Here is a 19,713-nt window from a genome sequence, read left to right on the forward strand (position 1 = left end):
CTCGTGGAATTCGAACATGAGCCAACATTTTCAGCACGACGTTCTGGTCATCGGTAGCGGCGCTGCCGGCCTGACTCTAGCCCTTACCCTGCCTAGTCATTTGCGCATTGCCGTGCTTAGTAAGGGCGACCTCACAAATGGTTCAACTTATTGGGCGCAAGGTGGCGTTGCGGCCGTACTCGATACCGACGACACCGTCGAATCCCACGTCGCCGACACCCTAGATGCCGGCGCCGGCCTATGCCGTGAAGACGCCGTGCGCTTCACCGTAGAGCACAGCCGCGAAGCCATCGAATGGCTGATTGAGCAAGGCGTGCCCTTTACCCGCGACGACGAAACTGCCCGTGAAGACGGCGGCTTCGAATTCCACCTCACCCGCGAAGGCGGCCATAGCCATCGGCGCATCATCCATGCCGCCGACGCCACCGGCGCCGCCATCTTCAACACCCTGCTCGCCCAGGCGCGCCAGCGGCCGAACATCGAGCTACTGGAACAGCGCGTGGCGGTCGACCTGATCACCGAACGCAAACTCGGCCTGCCTGGCCACAATTGCCTAGGCGCCTACGTGCTCAACCGCACCAGCGGCGAAGTCGACACCTATGGCGCGCGCTTTACCGTGCTGGCCAGCGGCGGCGCGGCGAAGGTGTACCTCTATACCAGCAATCCCGACGGCGCTTGCGGCGACGGCATCGCCATGGCCTGGCGTGCGGGCTGTCGAGTGGGCAACCTGGAGTTCAACCAGTTCCACCCCACCTGCCTGTACCACCCCAAAGCCAAAAGTTTTCTGATCACCGAAGCCATTCGCGGTGAAGGCGGTCTGCTCAAGCTGCCGAACGGCGAACGCTTTATGCAGCGCTTCGACCCCCGCGCCGAGCTGGCCCCACGCGATATCGTCGCCCGCGCCATCGACCATGAAATGAAGCGCCTGGGTGTCGACTGCCTTTATCTGGATATCAGCCACAAACCGGCCGAGTTCATCAAAAGCCACTTCCCCACTGTTTATGAGCGCTGCCTGGGCTTTGGCATCGACATCACCAAGGAAGCCATTCCGGTGGTACCGGCCGCGCACTACACCTGCGGCGGCGTGGTGGTCGACCAACATGGTCACACCGATGTACCCGGCCTGTACGCCATCGGCGAAACAACCTTCACCGGCCTGCACGGCGCCAACCGCATGGCCAGCAATTCGCTGCTCGAATGCTTCGTGTATGCCCGCTCGGCGGCGGCAGACATTCTCAAGCAATTGCCCAGCATGCCCGAGCGGCAAAAACTGCCGAGCTGGGATGCGAGCCAAGTAACCGATTCGGATGAAGACGTGATCATCGCCCACAACTGGGACGAGCTACGGCGCTTTATGTGGGACTACGTGGGCATCGTGCGCACCAATAAGCGCCTGCAACGGGCCCAGCACCGCGTGCGTTTGCTGCTCGATGAAATCGACGAGTTCTATAGCAACTACAAGGTCAGCCGCGACCTGATCGAGCTGCGTAACCTGGCCCAGGTGGCCGAGTTGATCATTCGTTCAGCCATGCAGCGCAAGGAATCCCGTGGCCTGCATTACACGCTGGACTACCCCGACCAGTTGCCCGAAGCCCGCGACACTATTCTGGTGCCGCCCATCTACGGCGAGTAAATTTCAGCCGTACCCGCAAACGCCGGTGGTCATCCGCCGGCAATGCATCCTGAGCAATACACAGCCCCCGCACCCACCACTGCCCCGGCAGACGAAAACGCAGCACGATCAGTTGCGGCAACGCCAGGCTGTCGGGCCGCAGTTGAATGGCCTGCCATGCGCCTTCGCGCCACAGGTGCCAGCCGTCTGCATCATGGCGAATACCGGTAAAGGTCGAAGCGCGCGGCAGCCACAGCCAAGCCGCATGAACGGCGCATAGCGCTACGCAAAGAAGAGAGACCCAAAGGGGAATGGCCGCCACCAGCAAGGCGACCACGGCGCACAGTTGCGCGCCGAGATAGACCGCCAGCAACTGCCGTGAGGCGTGCCAGCGGCATTCGAAGGGCTTACTTGGGTTGGACACGGTCCAGAATCATCCGAACCATGCGCTTGAGATCCGCGTCTTCCGGTTCGCCGCGCTGCATAAACCAGCCGAACATGTCCTGATCTTCGCATTCGAGCAGTTTGCGATAGCGCTCGCGGTCTTCGGCATCGAGCGTCGGGTAGACTTCGCGCACGAAGGGCACCAGCAGCACATCAAGCTCCAGCATGCCGCGGCGGCTGTGCCAGAACAGGCGGTTCAATTCAATATCGTCGACCATTAAAGCGGCTCCTGCAAAATAGGCGCGCAGTATAGCGGCGCTACGCCGTTACCGGCACCCGCTGACAAGCTCAAGGCAGCGCCCTATGATGAGCCCCCAGACTTTCACCCAGCGATCCCCCATGGCCGATTCTGCTTTTTTCTGCATGCTGTCCCACGAAGGCGTTCTTGCCGTCCGTGGCCCCGACGCCAGCAAATTCCTCCAAGGCCAGGTCACCTGCAACCTCAACTACCTGAGCGACAGCAACGCCAGCCTCGGCGCTCGCTGCACGCCCAAGGGCCGCATGCTGTCGAGCTTTCGTATCGTCAGCGAAGGCGATGGCTATCTATTGGCCCTGGCTAGCGACCTGCTCGAAGCCCAGCTGGCTGACCTGAAGAAATACGCCGTGTTTTCCAAATCCACCCTGACCGATGAAAGCGCCGAGTGGCTGCGCCTGGGCCTGAATGACGCCGACGAAGTGCTCGGCGAACTCGGCCTGCTGCTGCCCACCGAGGCCGACGGCGTGGCCCGCGGCGATAACCTGCTCGCCATCCGCCTGCCCGATGGCCGCGTGGAACTGTGGGTACGCCAGGCCATCAGCGCCGAGGTGTTGCAACAAATTCAGGCCAAGCTGCCGGAACAACCGCTCAACACCTGGCTGCTGGCGCAAGTCCGCGCCGGTATCGGCCAAGTCCTCGGCGCCACCCGCGAGCTGTTTATCCCGCAAATGATCAACCTGCAGGCCGTTGGCGGCGTGAGTTTCAAGAAAGGCTGCTACACCGGCCAGGAAATCGTCGCGCGCATGCAGTACCTGGGCAAACTCAAGCGCCGCTTGCAGCGTCTGAGCCTTGCGGGCGCCGAACTGCCGGCGGTGGCCAGCGAATTGTTCTCCCCCGTGCACCGTTCCAGCGTCGGCGAAGTGGTGCTGGCTGCGCAAAGCGAAACGGGCGTGGAACTGTTGGCGGTATTGCAGGAAGATGCCGTTACTGATGGACGGATTCATCTTGGCAGCGAAACCGGCCCGGCCCTCCAGTTATTGGACCTGCCCTACACCTTGAACTCGGATCGCGAGATTCAGCGTTAACCCCATTACTTTCCGGCGGCCCGCCAAGCGCCAGCGCCCTTTAGAGAAACGTCCATGAGCAAACTCGCTGACAAAGTCCAATACGAACTGATTCAGGCCATCGAAAACGATGAACTGGTATTGCCGACCCTTCCCGAGGTGGCCCTGAAAGTTCGCGAAGCGGCGGAAGACCCGGACATCAGCATTCCCGCGCTCAGCAAAGTGATCGGCAACGACGCCGCCCTCACCGCGCGCATCATCAAAGTGGTCAACAGCCCGCTGCTGCGCACCAACAAGGAAATTACCGACCTGCAGATGGCCGTCGGTCGTCTGGGCATCAACTACACCTGCAACCTGGCCACGGGCCTGGCGATGGAGCAGATGTTCCAGGCCACGTCTGACGTGGTCGACCGCAAAATGCGCGAAGTGTGGAATAAGAGCACCGAAATCGCCGGCATCAGCCACGTTCTATGCCGTCACTACACGCGCTTGATGCCTGACCAGGCCACCCTCGCCGGCCTGATCCATCAAATTGGCGTGCTGCCAATTCTGACCTACGCCGAAGAACACGATGAGCTGCTGTCCGACTCCATCAGCCTCAACCACGTGATCGAAAAAATTCACCCGATTATCGGCGACAGAATCCTCAAGGCTTGGGATTTCCCGGAAAACATCGCGATCCTGCCGAGCCAGTACTTGGACTTCACCCGCAATTCGCCGAAGGTGGATTACGTCGACATCGTTCAGGTGGCCACGTTGCAGAGCTATCTGGGCAGTGAGCACCCTTACACCCAGCTCGACTGGTCGCAAATTCCCGCGTTCGCCAAGCTGGGCCTGGACCCAAGTACCGATCTGCACGCCGACGAAGACCTGTCCGCCTCCATGGAAGCGGCCATGAGCATGCTGCAGTAAAAACGTCACGGTGCGGACACGGCGATTTGCCACTATTCTGAGCCGCATGGCTTGAGTGGGGATTTACGTATGCGCATTGTGTTGTTGTGCATCAGTTTGCTACTGAGCGCCGGGCAGGCAGCCGCCGAGGACGTTCGCCTGACCAACGGCGAATGGCCGCCCTACCTGGGCCAGACCTTGCCCCACCAAGGCATCGCGTCGCGCATCGTCGCTGAAGCGTTCGCCTTGGAAGGCATTCAAGTGCAGTGGGATTTCTACCCCTGGGCCCGCTCCCTGATGCTCGCCCAGCGCGGGCAACGCGCCGGCACCGCCGTGTGGATGCGCAGCGAACAACGGGACAAAGACTTCTACGTCAGCGACCCCGTGGTCGACAGCAGCTTCTACCTCTTCCACCGCAAAGACTTCCCGCTCAACTGGAAACAGGTGCAAGACCTCAAAGGCCTGCAACTGGGCGGCGCCAATGGCTACGACTACGGCCCGGCCTTCGAGAAAGCCGAAGCCGACGGCACCCTCACCGTACGCCGGCAAACCAATGAAGAACTGGGCCTGCGCCAACTGCTGGCCGGGCGCATCGACGCCTTTCCAATGGACAAGACCGTCGCCTTCGACATGCTGCACCAGCACTTCACCGCCGCCGAACGCGCCCAGCTCACCTTCAGCCCCAAGCCGCTGCGCAGCGACACCCTGCACCTGATGCTCTCGCGCGCCGTGCCGGGCAATGCCGAGTTGATCGCGCGGTTTAACGAAGGCCTGAAGCAACTGCGCGACAGCGGCAAGATTGCCCAGTATTTGATGGAAGGCCAGGAGCCGCTTTCCCTCGCACCGTAAAAGCGCCGTTGCGGTCGCGTTGGTTAGACGAACGCCACCCGCACTAACAACCCACCCGCCGGCCCGTCATGCAGACTGATCGTCGCCTGATGCGCCCTGCAAATCTCGCCCACAATCGCCAACCCCAGCCCTGCCCCGCCGGCCTGTGGATTACGCCGGTAAAACCGCTCAAACACCTTGTCGCGCTGATCAGCCGGAATGCCCGGCCCGTCGTCTTCCACCTCCAGCACGCCCGGCGCCAGCACCCGCAGAATCACATTGCCGCCTTGCGGCGTGTGGGCCAAAGCGTTGTCCACCAGGTTGCTGAGCAGTTCGTTGAGCAAGGTGGGCTCGCCCATCAGCCACACCGGCTGCTCCGCCTCCAGCGCCAGGGCAATGCCCTTGGAATGCGCCAGCGGTGCTAGCGCCATGCCCAGCTCACGGGCCAACTGGCTCAGGTCGATCTGCTCAGCGCCGCCCTCGGCAATCGCCCGCGCCCCGCTCTCGATTCGCGCCAGCGACAGCAGCTGATTGGCCAGGTGCGTCAGGCTATCGGTGTTCTGCGCCGTTTCCCGCAGCGTCTGTTGCCAGCGTTGCGGATCTTGTTCCCGTAAGCCCAACTCCACCCGCGCCTTTAGCGCCGCCAGCGGCGTACGCAATTCATGGGACGCCTCGGCAATAAAGTCCGCCTGGCGCTGGAACAGCCCGCGCAAGCGCTCGGTGAACTGGTTCAGCGCTTCCACCAGCGGCACCAGCTCCCGCGCCGTAGTCACCACCGGCAGCGGCCGCAGGTCATCCAGTTGCCGCTCGGCCACGGCGTTGCGCAATTGATTGAGCGGGCGCAGCGCCGCGCTGATGGTGAACCACACCAGCACCATGGCCGCCAGTGACAGCACCACCAAACGCCACAATGAGTCCGCCAACAGCCCACGGGCCAACCGCTCGCGCGCCTCTTCGGTTTCGGCCACGCGAATCTCGGCGGTGCCGTTAATGGTTGACCCGCTCACTGGCCGCAGCAGGCTCACCACGCGCACATCCACGCCTTGGTAAGTGGCGTCGTAGAACTTGGCGAGGGCCGGATAGTCATCGGTGCGCTGGGTTTTCGGCGGCGGGCCGGGCAGATTTTCGTAGCCGGAAATGAGCTTTCCCTGCACATCGGTCACTTGATAGAAAATCCGCCCGGCGCTGTCGTAGGCGAAGGTATCCAGCGCCACATACGGCACATCGGCACGCAGGCTGCCGTCGTCTTCATACATGCCGGCGGAAATCGCCCGCGCCGAGGCGAGCAAGGTGCGGTCATAGGCGGTGTCGGCGGCGTCACGGGCGGTCCAGTAGGCGCTCAGGCTGCCGATCAATAGCAGTGCGGCGAACAGCGAGGCCAGGCGCCGTAGCAGGCGCCCGCGCAGGCTGCCGACTTCACGCATCCTGGCTTTCCAGCAAATAGCCCAGGCCACGGAAGGTGACGATGCGCACCGAGCTACCTTCCAGCTTTTTGCGCAAGCGGTGCACATAGATTTCGATGGCATCGGGGCTGGCGTCCTGGTCCAGGCCGAACACCTGCGAGGCCAGCTGTTCCTTGCTCATCACTCGCCCCGGCCGGGCGATCAACACTTCCAATACCGCCTGCTCGCGGGACGTCAGGGTCAGCATGTCGTCATTCAAACTGAAACGCCGAGTGCCCAGGTCATACAGCAACGGCCCGCAGCGCTGTTGCTGTTCACCGCCCAGCACACTGCGGCGCAGCAGGGCTTTTACTCGCGCTTCGAGCTCGCTCAATTCAAAGGGCTTGGCCAGGTAATCGTCGGCGCCGAGGTTCAGGCCGTGCACCCGGTCTTTTACCTCGCCGCGGGCAGTCAGCATCAGCACCGGCAGGGTTTTGCCCCGTGCGCGCAGGCGGGCCAGCACCTCGAAACCGTCCATGCGCGGCAGCCCCACATCCAGCACCGCCAGGGCGTAATCCTCACTGGTCAGCGCCAGGTCGGCGGCCACGCCGTCGTGCAGCACGTCCACCGTCCAGCCGGCCGCCTTGAATGCCTGGGCCACGCTATCGGCCAATTGGGGGTGGTCTTCTACCAACAAAATGCGCACAGAACGTCTCCGCTGAACGGCTATCGGGCTGGAGTGTAACGGGCCGGTTGCGCCTGTGAAGGGGCCGGCGGTTTTCTTTCAGCCTGAAAGCTTGGCGAAAGTTTCGCTGCTTAGCATCCGGCCAGGGTGGCTAGAACCACCCACAAAAAAACAAAAACAAGAACTGGAGACCTCACCATGCCATCTGCCCCTCGGCAGGCATTGCCGGCTGTGCGCCCACTCAACCTCGCACTCGCCAGCGCCACCTTCGCTTCACTGGTTCCTGCAGCGGCCCACGCCGACTTCGTCAAAGACAGCAGCGCCACCTTCGAAACCCGCAACATGTACTTCAACCGTGATTTCCGCGAAGGCACCGGCCAATCCAAGCGTGATGAATGGGCTCAGGGTTTTATGCTCGACCTGCAATCGGGCTTTACCGACGGCACCGTCGGTTTCGGCGTCGATGCCCTGGGCATGCTCGGCATCAAGCTCGACTCCAGCCCCGACCGCACCGGCACCGGCCTGCTGCCTACCCATGACGACGGCAAGGCCGCCGACGAATATTCCAAGCTGGGTGTGACTGCCAAGGTCAAGGTGTCCAGCAGCGTGTTGAAAGTCGGCAGCCTGATTCCCGAGCTGCCCACGCTCAACCCCAACGACGGGCGCATCCTGCCGCAAACGTTTGAAGGCGGCCTGCTCAGCTCCGAAGAAATCAAAGGCCTGACGTTCACCGGCGGCCGTCTGGAAAAAGCCAAAGACCGCAACGACACCGACTACCTGGACCTGGCGCTGAACAACAAGAACAGCCGCTTTGCCACCGACGCCAGTGCCGACCATTTCGACTTCGCCGGCCTCGATTACAAGCTCACCGACACCATCACCGGCAGCTACCACTTCGCCCAACTCGACGACGTGTACCGCCAGCACTACCTCGGCCTGGTGGCCGCGCAACGGGTAGGCCCCGGCACGCTGTCTGCCGACCTGCGTGCGTCGTTCAGCGATGACCAGGGCAATGCCGCCGGCGGCAAGGTCGACAACCGCGCCCTCAACGGCCTGGTCAGCTACGGTCTGAATGGCCACAAGGTCGGCGTCGGCTACCAGCACATGAGCGGCGACACCGGCTTTGCCTATATCGATGGCACCGACCCGTACCTGATCAATTTCGTGCAGATCAACGACTTCGCCAACGCCAATGAGCGCTCCTGGCAAGCCCGTTACGACTACGACTTCGCCAAGCTCGGCGTGCCCGGCCTGACCTTTATGACCCGCTACGTCAGCGGCGATAACGCCGAAGTCAGCGGCAGCAACGAAACCGGCAAAGAGTGGGAGCGCAACACCGAGTTCAAGTACGTGGTGCAGAGCGGTAGCTTGAAGAACGTGTCGTTGCGCGTACGCAGCGCTACGTTCCGCTCGAACTTTGCCCGTGACGCTGACGAGATCCGCATCATGGTTGGCTATACCTTGGCACTTTACTAAGCCAAGTCTGTGTTCCTGACGCAAAATAGCCGCTCCACAGGAGGCCCCCGAATGATCAAGCCCTTGCGCCGCCTGGCCCTGGCCGCCAGCTGCGTACTATTGAGCAGCCACGCGCTCGGCGAGCCAAAGCGCCCTGAATGCATCGCCCCGGCGGCCCCGGGCGGCGGCTTCGATCTGACCTGCAAGCTGGCCCAGAGCGGCTTGCTGAATGCCCGGTTGCTGAACAAACCGATGCGGGCCACCTACCTGCCCGGCGGCGTTGGCGCGGTGGCCTACAACACCGTGATCGCCCGACACCCCGACGCTGGCGGCACTATCACCGCCTGGTCCAGTGGCTCGCTGCTGAACCTGGCGCAAGGCAAATTCGGCCGCTTCGATGAGAGCGGGGTGCGCTGGCTGGCGGCTATCGGCACCAGCTATGGCGCCATTGCCGTGCGCAGTGACTCGCCCTACAAGAACCTCGATGACCTGATGAAGGCCATCAAGACCGACCCCAGCAAGGTGGTGATTGGTTCGTCCGGCACCGTCGGCGGTCAGGACTGGATGCAGATGGCGTTGCTCGCCAAGGCTGCCGGTATCCATCCGCGCAACCTGCGCTATGTGGCCCTGGAAGGCGGTGGCGAAATTGCGACGGCTTTGGTCGGCGGGTATGTCCAGGTGGCCAGCACCGACATCGCCGACTCCATGCCCCATATCAAGGCCGGCACCATGCGCATCCTCGCGGTGCTTTCCGACGCACGTTTACCGGGCGCAGACAAAGCCGACATTCCCACTGCCAAGGAGCAGGGTTACGACCTCAGTTGGCCGGTAGTGCGCGGGTTCTACATGGGCCCGGATGTCAGCGACGAAGACTACGCCTGGTGGAAAACCCGCTTCGATCAACTGCTGGCATCCGATGACTTCGCCGCCCTGCGCGATCAGCGCCAGCTTTACCCGTTTGCCATGACCGGTGAAGCGCTGACTGCCTACGTGAAAAAGCGCGTCGCCGAGTACAAGCAGATGGCCAGAGAGTTTGGTCTGAGCCAGTGATTGCCTGTTCCTTGCAACCCGGAAAACGCCCGTGCCCTTTGTGAGCGATAACTGGCGGCACTGGTGGCCGACCCCGCTGGTGGGCGCCGTAGGTGGCTTGCTCGCCAGCCTGGCGCACTGGCCGCTGCCGTGGATGATCGGCGCGCTGGTGGCGGTCATCGTGTTTCGCTGCACCACGCCCTGGCAAATTACGGACCTGCCGGGCGGGCGCAAAACCGGGCAATGGATTATCGGCATCGGTATTGGCCTGCACTTCTCCCCGGCGGTGGTTGAACAGGTGACGGCGCACTTCGGCCTGATCCTGTTTGGTGCGCTGATCACCACCCTCTCCAGCGGCATTGCCGTGTGGCTGCTACGCCGCACCGGCGAGGACCGCGCCACTGCATTCTTTTCCAGCATGCCCGGCGGCTCCGGGGAAATGGTCAACCTGGGCCTGCGCAACGGTGCGGTCACCAGCCGCGTGGCCGCCGGGCAAAGTTTGCGCGTGGTGGCGGTAGTGCTCTGCGTGCCGGCCGCGTTCAAGTTGCTGATGGGCGACGGACCGGCGCTCAGCCATAGCGGCACCGTCGACTGGCTGTGGCTGGCGCTGTTGGTGCCGCTGGGTGGCGCGGTGGCGGTGCTCTGGCAGCGGTTGCGGCAACCCAACCCGTGGCTGTTCGGGCCGCTGTTGGTCAGCGCCGGGGCGAGCATGTTGTTCGACCTGCAACTGGGGCTGCCCCACGGCGCCAGCCAGGTGGGGCAATTGCTGATTGGCAGCGGCCTGGGTTGCCACTTCGACCGCGCGTTCTTTCGCCGCGCACCTTCTTTTCTTGCGCGCACCTTGCTCGGCACCGCATTGATGATCGGCATTGCGGCGCTGTGTGCATTGGGGCTGGGTTGGTTTACCCAGCTGGATATCCGCTCGCTGACCCTGGGAATGATGCCCGGCGGGATTGCCGAGATGAGTTTGACGGCGGAGACCTTGCAGTTGTCGGTGCCGTTGGTGACGGCAATGCAGGTGATGCGGTTGTTGTTGGTGTTGTTTTTGGCTGAGCCGATCTTTCGCCGTTGGCAGCGCAACGCCGGCCCATAGGACGCACTTCTGCTGCGCGGGCCGGTCTATGCTCTGACTGGCCCTTCAAGGAGAAGCCCATGGGCAAGCGCCTGCGCACCGCACTGCTGATCACGGGATTGATCCTGCTGACCTCTTGCAGCCGCCTGGAAATGGCCTACCGCAATCTCGACTGGTTGATCCCCTGGTCCATGGACAACTACGTCACCCTGAGCAAGGAACAAAAAGCCTGGCTCAAGCCGCGTCTGGCCACCCATATCGGCTGGCACTGCACCACCCAACTCCCCGCCTATGCCGACTGGCTGCAACGCAGCGCCACGTTGGTAGCCGAACCGCAGCCCGACGCCGCGCAGTTCGATGCGCAGTTCACCCAATTTCGCCATGCCGTGGATGCCATCGTGGTGCAGGTCACGCCCGACCTCACCGAGCTGTTGAGTGGCCTGAGCCCAGCGCAAGTGAAGGAGCTGGAAGAAAACCTGGCCAAGCAGAACAAGGAGCAGCGCGAGGACTACCTCGATATGTCGTTGGCCGAGCAGATTGACGAGCGTGCCGAGCGGATGGAAGAGCGCCTGCAGCCCTGGTTCGGACGCCTGCACAAGGAACAGAAGGCCCGTGTAAAAGCCTGGTCGCAGCAACTAGGGGAATACAACCAGGGCTGGCTGGACAATAACCTGCGCTGGCAGCAGGCATTTCTGGCGGCGGTGCAGGATCGGAAAGGTGAGCAATTCCCTGAGCAGATGAAGCGGCTGCTGCAAGAGCGGATGAGCTTCTGGACGCCGGCGTACCAGGAAGAATTTTTAGGCGCGCAGCATGCGTTGAGTGATCTGTTCAAAGACCTGGTGAGCAGTGCGGATCAGCCGCAGCGGGAGCGGTTGGTGAGTCGGTTGGAAGGCTCGCGCAAGCAGCTTGCCGATATGAGCTGCCCGTAGCGTCCGGCGGAAGAACGCTTACCCGTAGGAGCGAGCTTGCTCGCGAATCCTGCAAGCCTCGATCAAGGTTATGAACATCGTTTGCAGGGTTCGCGACCAAGGTCGCTCCTACAAAACAGAAGGTGCCAACGGCGGCAACTGCCAATTGATCGGCGTGAGCCCCCGCTCCTTCAAATACTGATTCGCCCGGCTGAAATGCCCGTTGCCAATAAACCCGCGGTGCGCCGACAGCGGCGACGGGTGCACGGATTTCAGCACCAGATGCCGCGTGGTATCGATCAACCCCTGCTTGCTCTGTGCATGCGCGCCCCACAGCAAAAACACCAGGTGCCCCGGGCGGGCGTTGACCACTTCGATCACTTTGTCGGTAAACGGCTGCCAGCCTTTCTTGGCGTGGGAACCGGCGTTGGCCTGCTCCACGGTCAGCGAGGTGTTCAGCAGCAACACGCCCTGCTCGGCCCAGCTTTGCAGGTAGCCGTGGGGGGCGATGTCGATATTCAGGTCGCGCTTCATCTCTTTGTAGATGTTCTGCAACGACGGCGGCGTTGGCACACCCGGCTGTACCGAAAAGCACAGACCGTGGGCCTGGCCCGGACCGTGGTAAGGGTCCTGGCCGATGATCACCACTTTTACCTGGTCCAGCGGCGTGGAGTTCAGCGCGTTGAAGATCATCGGGCCGGGCGGAAAAATCACCTTGCCGGCGGCTTTTTCGGTGCGCAGAAATTCGCTCAGGGCGGTCATGTAGGGTTTGTCGAACTCGTCGCGCAGCCCGGCCTTCCAGCCTGCTTCCAGTTTGATTCGATCGTCTGCGGTCATGCGAAGTCCTGCCCTGATAAAAACTGTTGGGCACGCTAAGGAACAGGGCCCGGCAAGTCAAGGCAGGCTGATGCGCCACCATCACGGCATTGGATGCACGTTGCCGCTTCGCTCCAGCGGGTCAATGCTCAAGCCGAACCCCTCTTGAGCACTCTGCCATGAACGCTGCAACCGGTATCAGCCGTGAACGCCTGGAACAGGCCCTGGAACACTCCACCTTCGCCCAGATGCTGGGTGCCGAACTGCTGGACTTCGAGCCGGGCAAGGTCAGCCTGCAAGTGCACTCGCGCCCCGACCTGTGCCAGCACCATGGCTATATTCATGGCGCGGTGGTGGGCTTTATGGTCGACAGCGGCTGCGCCTGGGCGGCAGCCTCCATGGTGGGCGATGTGGTCACCAGCGAATACAAACTCAACCTGCTGGCCCCGGCTATCGGTGAAAAACTGATTTGCCGCAGCGAAGTACTCAAGGCCGGGCAACGCCAGGCGGTGTGTCGGGCGGATGTATTTGCGGTGAAAGATGGCGTGGAGAAGCTGGTGGCCACGGGGCTCGCGACTATCGCCCGGGTTTGATCCCCCACGACGGCTGGTCGATCACTGGGTGAAATTGCTTACTACGCTTGATAGGTGAGCAGACCAGGAGATCGACCCCATGGAGACCCGCCACGAAGGTCTGAAATTTTCGCTGTATTCAAGCTTTCTCAAAGGCAATGCCAAGGTTCCGCAAATGCCGGAAACCTCGCTGCGCCTGCGCAAACTACTGGATTCGGAGCACGCTTCGCTTGAGCAGGTGACGCGGCTTTTACACAGCAACCCGCCACTGGCCGCGTACCTGCTGCAGTTCGCTTCCAGCCCCATGCTGCGCAATGTGCGCCAAGGCGTGAACCTGCAGGAAGTGGTGTCACGCATCGGCATGCAACGGGTGAACAATCTGGTGCTCACCTTTGCCGTTGAGCACCTGTTCACCAGCCAGGACCCGGTGTTGATCAAGATCTTCCGCGCCCGCTGGAACGCCGCGCTGATGTGCGGTGCCTACTGCGCCTGCCTGGCCCAGCAACTCACCCGCCTGCCGATGGAAGACGCCATGCTCGGCGGCCTGCTGCAAGACATCGGCAGCCTGCCACTGCTGGACGAACTGGAACGCTGGCCGGAGGTGGAGCGCGAACCGCAAGAGCTGCAAAACCTCTGCGATCAGTTGTCGGCCGACATCGGCGTCATCACCCTTACAGCCTGGCGCTTGCCCGCGATGCTGATCGATTGCGCCCGGCACCGCAGCGCCTGGCAACGCCAGCGCGACGGCAGCGCCGATCTGGTGGATATCGTGCAAGTGGCGCGGCGGCTGAGCGTCGAGGGCGACGATGAACAGCTGATTCAACTGCCGGCCTGGCGCCGCTTGCTGGCAGACCGTGCCGACGATTTGCCGCCGCAGGTGCTGCGTGACGAGCTGGGCGGTGAAGTGGCGTTCTGGTTCAAATTGCTCGGTGGTAAAGCGGCTGCGTAAAACACCGTGCAACTTCTGGTCGCACACTCCCGTCAGAAAATACCGTCGCCAAGTAAAAAGCGGGGTACGCAAGTACTCCAGCTTTTTGCATACTCAGCCGCGCCACTCACGACAGGGATCCGCGTTAATGAGCACTGCCATTGAAACCTATCACCCGGGTCTGGCCGACCTGACCCACAAGCTGACGGTGGAAAAACACGGCCACACTGCCCTGCTGACCATCAACCATCCGCCGGCCAATACCTGGGACCGCGAATCGCTGATCGGTTTGAAGCAACTGATCGACCACCTCAACCACGACGACGATATCTACGCCCTGGTGATTACCGGCCAAGGCAGCAAGTTTTTCAGCGCCGGCGCCGATCTCAATCTGTTTGCCGACGGCGACAAGAGCCGCGCCCGCGAAATGGCCCGGCGCTTTGGTGAAGCGTTCGAAGCGCTGCGCGATTTTCGCGGGGTGTCGATTGCCGCCATTAACGGCTACGCCATGGGCGGCGGCCTGGAATGTGCGCTGGCCTGCGATATCCGCATTGCCGAACGCCAGGCGCAGATGGCCCTGCCCGAAGCTGGCGTAGGTTTACTCCCCTGCGCTGGTGGTACCCAGGCACTGGCCTGGCTGGTGGGCGAAGGCTGGGCCAAACGCATGATTCTCTGCGGCGACCGCGTGGACGCCGACACCGCTCTGCGCATTGGTCTGGTGGAACAGGTGGTGGACAGCGGCGAAGCCCGTGGCCATGCCCTGCTGCTGGCGGCCAAGGTGGCGCGGCAAAGCCCGGTGGCGGTGCGCACCATCAAACCGCTGATTCAAGGCGCCCGTGAGCGCGGGCCGAACAGCTGGTTGAGCGAAGAGCGCGAGCGCTTTGTCGACCTGTTCGATGCCGACGACACCCGCGAAGGGGTGAATGCCTTTCTGGAAAAACGCGATCCGCAATGGCGCAATAAGTAGTTAGGAAGCCGTTTTTATGAATGTGATTTTCGAAGAATTAAGTGGGCAACATGGCGCTCGCATCGGCATTGCAACACTGGATGCCGCCAGCAGCCTGAACGCCCTCTCCCTACCGATGATCGAAGCCCTCGACGACAAGCTGGCCATCTGGGCAGAAGACCCCAACATCGCCTGCGTGCTGCTGCGCGCCAACGGCGAAAAAGCCTTCTGCGCCGGCGGCGATGTACGCAAATTGGTCGAAGCCTGCCGCGAACACCCCGGCGAAGTGCCGCCGCTGGCCGGGCGGTTTTTCAGCGATGAGTACCGCCTCGACTACCGCATTCACACCTACCCCAAACCCTTTATCTGCTGGGGCCACGGCTATGTATTGGGCGGCGGCATGGGCCTGCTGCAAGGCGCGAGCATTCGCATCGTTACACCGAGCAGCCGGCTGGCCATGCCGGAAATCAATATCGCCTGTACCCGGACGTGGGCGGCAGTTGGTTCCTCAACCACCTGCCCGGCAAGCTCGGTTTATTCCTCGGCCTGACCGGCACGCAAGTGAACGCCCACGACGCCTTGCTGCTCGGCTGGGCCGACCGCTTTCTCGCCGATGACCAGCAAGACGCCTTGATCGATGGCCTGCTGCAACTGAACTGGGAAGAGCAACCAGCGCGTCAGCTCAACAGCCTGCTCAAAGCGCTGGAGCACGAAGCCAACGAGCAACTGCCCGACGCGCAGTTGATGCCTCGGCGTAACCATATCGACCATCTGCTGGATGTGGCCGATGTGGCCAGCGCGTGGAAAGTGTTGGTGGCGTTGCAGGACAGCAGCGACGGCATTCTGGCCCGTGGCGCCAAGACGTTGGCCGGCGGTTGCCCGCTGACGGCGCATCTGGTGTGGGAGCAGATTGCGCGCAGCAAGCATTTATCGCTGGCTGAGGTGTTTCGCATGGAATACGGCATGAGCTTGAACAGCTGCCGGCATCCGGAATTTGCCGAAGGCGTGCGCGCGCGATTGATCGACAAAGACAACGCCCCGCACTGGCATTGGCCGGATGTGGCGACCATTCCGCGGTCGGTGGTGGAGGCGCATTTTGTGCCGACGTGGGAAGGAGAGCACCCACTTAAAGATTTGTAGGTTTCAAGGTCCCCAAAAGCATCGAGGCTGAAGCCTCTCCCACAATGGATCGCCGTTCCTTTGTGGGAGAGGCTTCAGCCTCGATTGATTTCGCAGGTATCACCGCTCGCGCAACGCCTCCGCCTTCGCCCGCAGAATGGGCTTCAGCAAATAGCTCAAGATACTTTTCTTGCCCGTGATGATATCCACCGACGCCACCATCCCCGGAATGATCAGCAGCGGTTTTTCATCCGTGCCCAGGTGGCTTCGGTCGGTGCGCAGCTTGATCAGGTAGAAGGTGGTCTTGCCGTCTTCTTCGGTCACGGTGTCCGCGCCGATCTGTTCCAGCTTGGCTTTCAGCCCGCCATAAATCGTGTAGTCGTACGCCGTGAATTTCACGATCGCTTCCTGGCCTGGGTGCAGGAACGCGATGTCTTGCGGGCGGATTTTCGCTTCCACCAGCAAGGTGTCATCCAACGGCACCACTTCCACCAGATCGCTGCCCGGCTGAATCACGCCGCCGATGGTGTTCACCATCAGGCTCTTGACGATGCCGCGCACCGGCGAGGTAACCAGCGTACGGTTTACCCGGTCTTCCAGGGCCTTGCCGGTGGCTTGCGATTTGCTCAGTTCGGTCCGCGCTTCGTTCAATTGGGTGAGCGCATCGCTGCGGAATTTGCCGCGGGTTTCGTCGATCTTGCGTTCAGCTTCGGTGATGGCCGATTGCGCGCGCGGAATGGCCAAACTGGTGGCGTCCATCTGCCCACGGTTTTCCACTTCAGCACGTTTCAGGCGCAGCACTTCCACTTGCGAAATCGCGCCCTGGGCCACCAGTGGTTCGGACATGGCGATTTCCTGGCGCAGCAGGTTCAGGCTGCTGCGGTATTGGTCCTGCTTGGACGAGAACTCGCGTAGCTCTTGCTGCTTCTGCACCAACTGCTGTTGCAGCCCAGCCACTTCATCGCTGAGTTGCTGCTGGCGGCTCTGGTACAGCTGCAATTCGCTATTGGCCTGGCTCGGCACCTTGGCGCGGATGTCGTCGCTGATCACCAGCGGTTTGCCTTCGGTTTCGGCCACCAGGCGGTCGACGCGCAGTTGCCAGCCCAGGCGCTCGGCTTCGGTTTCGCCGACGTTGGACACAAAGCGCGTGTCGTCCAGGCGCACCAGCGGGTCGCCGATTTTGACGATCTGCCCTTCGTGCACATACAGCTCGGCAACGATGCCGCCTTCGAGGTTCTGGATTTTCTGGATCTTCGACGAGGGAATGGCCTTGCCATCACCGCGGGTCACTTCGTCGATCTGGGCAAAGTGCGCCCAGGCAAACATAAAGACGAAGAAGCCGATCAGCCCCCAGATGGTCAGGCGCACCACGCGCGGGGCGTCTTCCACCAAGGCTTTGCTGAGTTCCGGCAGCGGCTCGCCTTCCAGCGAGTCACGGCCTTTGAAGTAACGGGCGAGGCTTTTAAGCGACACTGATTTGCCCCTTGCGCAGAGCTTCCATAACGGCGTTTTTCGGGCCATCGGCAATGATCTGGCCCTTGTCGATGATCAGCAGGCGGTCCACCAGATCGAGCATCGAGGACCGGTGGGTAATCAGCAGCACGGTCTTGGTGGCGATCACCGCTTGCAGGCGTTGCTTGAGGTGCACTTCACCGGTGTTGTCCATGCCGCTGGTGGGTTCGTCGAGCAGCAGAATCGGCGGGTCGAGCAACAGCGCCCGGGCCAGGGCCACGTTCTGCCGTTGCCCGCCCGACAACTGATGGCCGCGCTCGCCCACTTGCAGCTCGTAACCTTGCGGGTGAACCCGGGCGAACTCATGTACGCCAGCCAGTTCGGCGGCTTGCAGCACCAGCTCGTCTTCCACGTAACGGGCACCGCTCACCAGGTTGTCGCGCAGGGTGCCGCTGAACAGGTGAATGTCTTGCGGCACGTAGCCGATGTTGTGGCGTAGCTCGCTGATGTCCAACTGGCGCATGTCCACGCCGTCCACCAACAAGCTGCCGGAGTCGGCCTGGTGCAGGCCCACCAGCAACTTGGCCAGCGAGCTTTTGCCCGAGCCGCTGCGGCCGATGATGCCGACCTTCTCGCCCGGGCGAATCACCAGGTTCATGTTCACCAGCGCGGTGTTCTGCTGCTGGGGGTAGTTGAAGTTGAGCTGGCGCAGCTCGATGGCGCCCTGCACGCGCTGACGGGTCAGCGGGCGGTCGTCGGCCTGGCGCTCTTGCGGCAGGTCCATCATCTGGTCCACCGAGGCCATGGTCACCTTGGCCTGCTGGTAGCGGCTGAGCAGCCCGGACAGTTGCGACAACGGCCCCAGCGCGCGGCCACTGAGCATGTAGCAGGCGATAAGACCGCCCATGCTGAGGTTGCCGTCGATGATCTGGTACACGCCGAAAATAATCATGATCACCCCGGCCAACTGCTGAATCAGCATGGTCGAGTTCATGGCCAGGTTGGACAGCATGCGAGCCTTGAGCTCCAGGCGGCTCAGGGTGCCGATGGTTTGCTCCCACTGGTATTGGCGTTCGCTTTCAGCGTTGTTCACCTTCACCGCGTCCAGGCCAGCCAGGGTTTCGATCAGGCTGGACTGACGCTCGGCGGCAAGCGCCATGGTGCGTTCAATGGTTTCGGTCAGCGGCTTTTGCAGCGCCCAGCTGATCAGCAGGGCCAGCGGAAACGCCATCACCGGAATCCACACCAGATGCCCGCCAAGCAAGGCGATAACCAGCAGTACCAGCAAGGTGAACGGCAGGTCGATCAGGCTGGTGAGGGTCAGCGAGGCGAGGAAATCGCGCAGGGTCTGAAACTCGTGGATGTTCTGCGCGAAGCTGCCGACCCGCTTAGGCCGGTACTTCATCGACATGCCGACGATGCGTTCAAACAACGTGGCGGAAATGATCAGGTCGGTTTTTTTTCCGGCCAGGTCCAGGCACAGACCGCGCAGGCTTTTCAGCAGAATGTCGAACAGGTAAGCGCCACTGATACCGATGGCCAACACCCACAAGGTGGCGGCGGCCTGGTTGGGGACCACGCGGTCGTAGACGTTCATCACAAACAGCGGCGCGCCGAGGGAAATGACGTTGATCAGCAGGCTGGCGGCGATGGCGTCGGCGTACAGCCAGCGCGAGCGTTTGAGCGTGTCGCGAAACCAGGACTTGGTGCGCGGAATCAGCGAGCCGTTGTCGGCATCGAACTTGTGCTGCGGCTGAGCGAAAAACACCTGGCCGCTGTAATCCTCCAGCAACTTATCCACAGCCACTTGCACTTCGCCGCCGTCGCTTTCGCTCAGCAGCAGGCGCGCGTAGGTGGCATCAATCGCCACCAGAATCGCCGCGCGACCGCCCTTCAATATCAGCATCGCCGGCAGGGCCATGGCCGGAATCTGTTCCAGCTTGCGCTGCAATAAACGGCCTTGCAGGCCGGCGCGCGCGGCGGCACGGGGCAGCAATTCGGGGCTCAGGCGTTGTGCAGGAAGCGGCAGGCCGGTGGTGAGCATGGCGCGGCTGACCGGCTTCTGGTGCAAGGCGCAGAGCGACAGCAGGCTATCTAGCAGCGGGTCGTCATGTTGGCCACGGGGATCATGGTGAAGCGGGGTTGGGCTGACGTTTGATTCCACGCTAAACACTCTTGGCACTAAAGAAGGGGTGCAACGGGGGCTGTCCATAGCGAGTACGGTAACGTCCGATAACGACGTAGGCCGAAGCAACGCGGGTGTGTTGGCACTTTAGCTGGTTGTCGGCGCGGGGGCTAACCGTCCTTGGGGATA

The 19,713-nt window shown here is 62.2% G+C and carries 18 protein-coding genes and 1 pseudogene; 12 read left to right on the top strand and 7 right to left on the bottom strand.

The genetic code is table 11. The features are described 5' to 3' along the window. The first annotated feature begins 16 nt into the window (after positions 1–16). Positions 17–1,633, top strand: coding sequence for an L-aspartate oxidase (nadB, locus tag AC0V2S_RS10850; protein WP_475509742.1), 1,617 nt, complete (start codon positions 17–19; stop codon positions 1,631–1,633). Here nadB and AC0V2S_RS10855 read toward each other — a convergent pair. Further along, positions 1,602–2,036, bottom strand: coding sequence for a protein YgfX (locus AC0V2S_RS10855; RefSeq protein ID WP_475509743.1), 435 nt, complete (start codon positions 2,034–2,036; stop codon positions 1,602–1,604). The two genes, nadB and AC0V2S_RS10855, sit on opposite strands and share 32 nt — an antisense overlap. Continuing rightward, complete coding sequence (locus tag AC0V2S_RS10860) at positions 2,020–2,274, bottom strand: FAD assembly factor SdhE (protein ID WP_475509744.1); 255 nt, start codon at positions 2,272–2,274, stop codon at positions 2,020–2,022. The genes AC0V2S_RS10855 and AC0V2S_RS10860 overlap by 17 nt, the downstream gene beginning before the upstream one ends. A gap of 121 nt (positions 2,275–2,395) precedes the next feature. On the opposite strand from AC0V2S_RS10860, the gene ygfZ reads away from it, so the two are divergent. The 3 genes from ygfZ to AC0V2S_RS10875 all read left to right on the top strand — a co-directional run bounded on the left by ygfZ (position 2,396) and on the right by AC0V2S_RS10875 (position 5,056). Continuing rightward, a complete protein-coding gene (gene ygfZ, locus AC0V2S_RS10865; RefSeq protein ID WP_475509745.1) occupies positions 2,396–3,337 on the top strand; it encodes a CAF17-like 4Fe-4S cluster assembly/insertion protein YgfZ in 942 nt (313 codons plus the stop codon). A gap of 54 nt (positions 3,338–3,391) precedes the next feature. Further along, entirely contained in the window at positions 3,392–4,228 is an 837-nt protein-coding gene (locus AC0V2S_RS10870; protein ID WP_475509746.1) for an HDOD domain-containing protein, read from the top strand. A 69-nt stretch (positions 4,229–4,297) separates the two neighbouring features. After that, on the top strand, positions 4,298–5,056 hold the full coding sequence (locus tag AC0V2S_RS10875; protein WP_475509747.1) for a substrate-binding periplasmic protein: 759 nt from the start codon (positions 4,298–4,300) through the stop codon (positions 5,054–5,056). A gap of 23 nt (positions 5,057–5,079) precedes the next feature. Here AC0V2S_RS10875 and AC0V2S_RS10880 read toward each other — a convergent pair whose 3' ends face one another. Both AC0V2S_RS10880 and AC0V2S_RS10885 read right to left on the bottom strand, forming a co-directional pair. Continuing rightward, positions 5,080–6,459, bottom strand: coding sequence for a sensor histidine kinase (locus AC0V2S_RS10880; RefSeq protein WP_475509748.1), 1,380 nt, complete (start codon positions 6,457–6,459; stop codon positions 5,080–5,082). After that, on the bottom strand, positions 6,452–7,123 hold the full coding sequence (locus tag AC0V2S_RS10885; RefSeq protein WP_475509749.1) for a response regulator: 672 nt from the start codon (positions 7,121–7,123) through the stop codon (positions 6,452–6,454). Before AC0V2S_RS10885 ends, AC0V2S_RS10880 begins: the two co-directional genes overlap by 8 nt. A 177-nt stretch (positions 7,124–7,300) precedes the next feature. Here AC0V2S_RS10885 and AC0V2S_RS10890 point away from each other — a divergent pair, with 177 nt between their 5' ends. The 4 genes from AC0V2S_RS10890 to AC0V2S_RS10905 are packed head-to-tail and all read left to right on the top strand — an operon-like array spanning position 7,301 to position 11,587. Next, a complete protein-coding gene (locus AC0V2S_RS10890; protein WP_475509750.1) occupies positions 7,301–8,578 on the top strand; it encodes an OprD family porin in 1,278 nt (425 codons plus the stop codon). Between the two features lie 51 nt (positions 8,579–8,629). Continuing rightward, positions 8,630–9,607 (top strand): Bug family tripartite tricarboxylate transporter substrate binding protein, encoded by a 978-nt coding sequence (locus AC0V2S_RS10895; protein WP_475509751.1) that lies wholly within the window; start codon positions 8,630–8,632, stop codon positions 9,605–9,607. Between the two features lie 40 nt (positions 9,608–9,647). Continuing rightward, positions 9,648–10,679, top strand: a complete 1,032-nt coding sequence (locus AC0V2S_RS10900; protein WP_475509858.1) for an AbrB family transcriptional regulator — start codon at positions 9,648–9,650, stop codon at positions 10,677–10,679. A 59-nt stretch (positions 10,680–10,738) separates the two neighbouring features. Continuing rightward, positions 10,739–11,587, top strand: coding sequence for a DUF6279 family lipoprotein (locus AC0V2S_RS10905; protein WP_475509752.1), 849 nt, complete (start codon positions 10,739–10,741; stop codon positions 11,585–11,587). Between the two features lie 108 nt (positions 11,588–11,695). Here the strand turns inward: AC0V2S_RS10905 and ung are convergent, their stop codons facing one another. After that, a complete protein-coding gene (gene ung / locus AC0V2S_RS10910) occupies positions 11,696–12,403 on the bottom strand; it encodes a uracil-DNA glycosylase (RefSeq protein ID WP_475509753.1) in 708 nt (235 codons plus the stop codon). A 158-nt stretch (positions 12,404–12,561) separates the two neighbouring features. Here ung and AC0V2S_RS10915 point away from each other — a divergent pair, with 158 nt between their 5' ends. The 4 genes and pseudogenes from AC0V2S_RS10915 (at position 12,562) to AC0V2S_RS10930 (ending at position 15,968) form a co-directional block, all read left to right on the top strand. Then, positions 12,562–12,975, top strand: a complete 414-nt coding sequence (locus AC0V2S_RS10915) for a PaaI family thioesterase (RefSeq protein WP_475509754.1) — start codon at positions 12,562–12,564, stop codon at positions 12,973–12,975. 79 nt (positions 12,976–13,054) lie between these two features. Continuing rightward, positions 13,055–13,903 carry an HDOD domain-containing protein gene (locus AC0V2S_RS10920; RefSeq protein WP_475509755.1) on the top strand — a complete coding sequence of 283 codons (849 nt, stop codon included), beginning with the start codon at positions 13,055–13,057 and terminating at the stop codon, positions 13,901–13,903. A gap of 127 nt (positions 13,904–14,030) precedes the next feature. Further along, positions 14,031–14,849, top strand: a complete 819-nt coding sequence (locus tag AC0V2S_RS10925; protein WP_475509756.1) for an enoyl-CoA hydratase — start codon at positions 14,031–14,033, stop codon at positions 14,847–14,849. 16 nt (positions 14,850–14,865) lie between these two features. Next, a pseudogene (locus AC0V2S_RS10930) lies at positions 14,866–15,968 on the top strand (enoyl-CoA hydratase/isomerase family protein). Positions 15,969–16,067: 99 nt separating this feature from the next. On the opposite strand, the gene AC0V2S_RS10935 reads toward AC0V2S_RS10930, so the two are convergent. Further along, positions 16,068–17,420: an HlyD family type I secretion periplasmic adaptor subunit gene (locus AC0V2S_RS10935; RefSeq protein ID WP_475509757.1), complete on the bottom strand. Its 1,353-nt coding sequence runs from the start codon at positions 17,418–17,420 to the stop codon at positions 16,068–16,070. After that, positions 17,410–19,563 (bottom strand): type I secretion system permease/ATPase, encoded by a 2,154-nt coding sequence (locus AC0V2S_RS10940; RefSeq protein ID WP_475509758.1) that lies wholly within the window; start codon positions 19,561–19,563, stop codon positions 17,410–17,412. Before AC0V2S_RS10940 ends, AC0V2S_RS10935 begins: the two co-directional genes overlap by 11 nt. Positions 19,564–19,713 lie beyond the last annotated feature (150 nt).

The organism is Pseudomonas sp. CC11G (assembly GCF_056174845.1).

Excerpts from the sequence above, each read along its gene's own strand:
- nadB (WP_475509742.1), top strand. The coding sequence starts at position 17 with ATGAGCCAACATTTTCAGCACGACGTTCTGGTCATCGGTAGCGGCGCT.
- AC0V2S_RS10860 (WP_475509744.1), bottom strand. The coding sequence starts at position 2,274 with ATGGTCGACGATATTGAATTGAACCGCCTGTTCTGGCACAGCCGCCGC.
- ygfZ (WP_475509745.1), top strand. The coding sequence starts at position 2,396 with ATGGCCGATTCTGCTTTTTTCTGCATGCTGTCCCACGAAGGCGTTCTT.
- AC0V2S_RS10870 (WP_475509746.1), top strand. The coding sequence starts at position 3,392 with ATGAGCAAACTCGCTGACAAAGTCCAATACGAACTGATTCAGGCCATC.
- AC0V2S_RS10875 (WP_475509747.1), top strand. The coding sequence starts at position 4,298 with ATGCGCATTGTGTTGTTGTGCATCAGTTTGCTACTGAGCGCCGGGCAG.
- AC0V2S_RS10880 (WP_475509748.1), bottom strand. The coding sequence starts at position 6,459 with ATGCGTGAAGTCGGCAGCCTGCGCGGGCGCCTGCTACGGCGCCTGGCC.
- AC0V2S_RS10890 (WP_475509750.1), top strand. The coding sequence starts at position 7,301 with ATGCCATCTGCCCCTCGGCAGGCATTGCCGGCTGTGCGCCCACTCAAC.
- AC0V2S_RS10895 (WP_475509751.1), top strand. The coding sequence starts at position 8,630 with ATGATCAAGCCCTTGCGCCGCCTGGCCCTGGCCGCCAGCTGCGTACTA.
- AC0V2S_RS10905 (WP_475509752.1), top strand. The coding sequence starts at position 10,739 with ATGGGCAAGCGCCTGCGCACCGCACTGCTGATCACGGGATTGATCCTG.
- ung (WP_475509753.1), bottom strand. The coding sequence starts at position 12,403 with ATGACCGCAGACGATCGAATCAAACTGGAAGCAGGCTGGAAGGCCGGG.
- AC0V2S_RS10915 (WP_475509754.1), top strand. The coding sequence starts at position 12,562 with ATGAACGCTGCAACCGGTATCAGCCGTGAACGCCTGGAACAGGCCCTG.
- AC0V2S_RS10920 (WP_475509755.1), top strand. The coding sequence starts at position 13,055 with ATGGAGACCCGCCACGAAGGTCTGAAATTTTCGCTGTATTCAAGCTTT.
- AC0V2S_RS10925 (WP_475509756.1), top strand. The coding sequence starts at position 14,031 with ATGAGCACTGCCATTGAAACCTATCACCCGGGTCTGGCCGACCTGACC.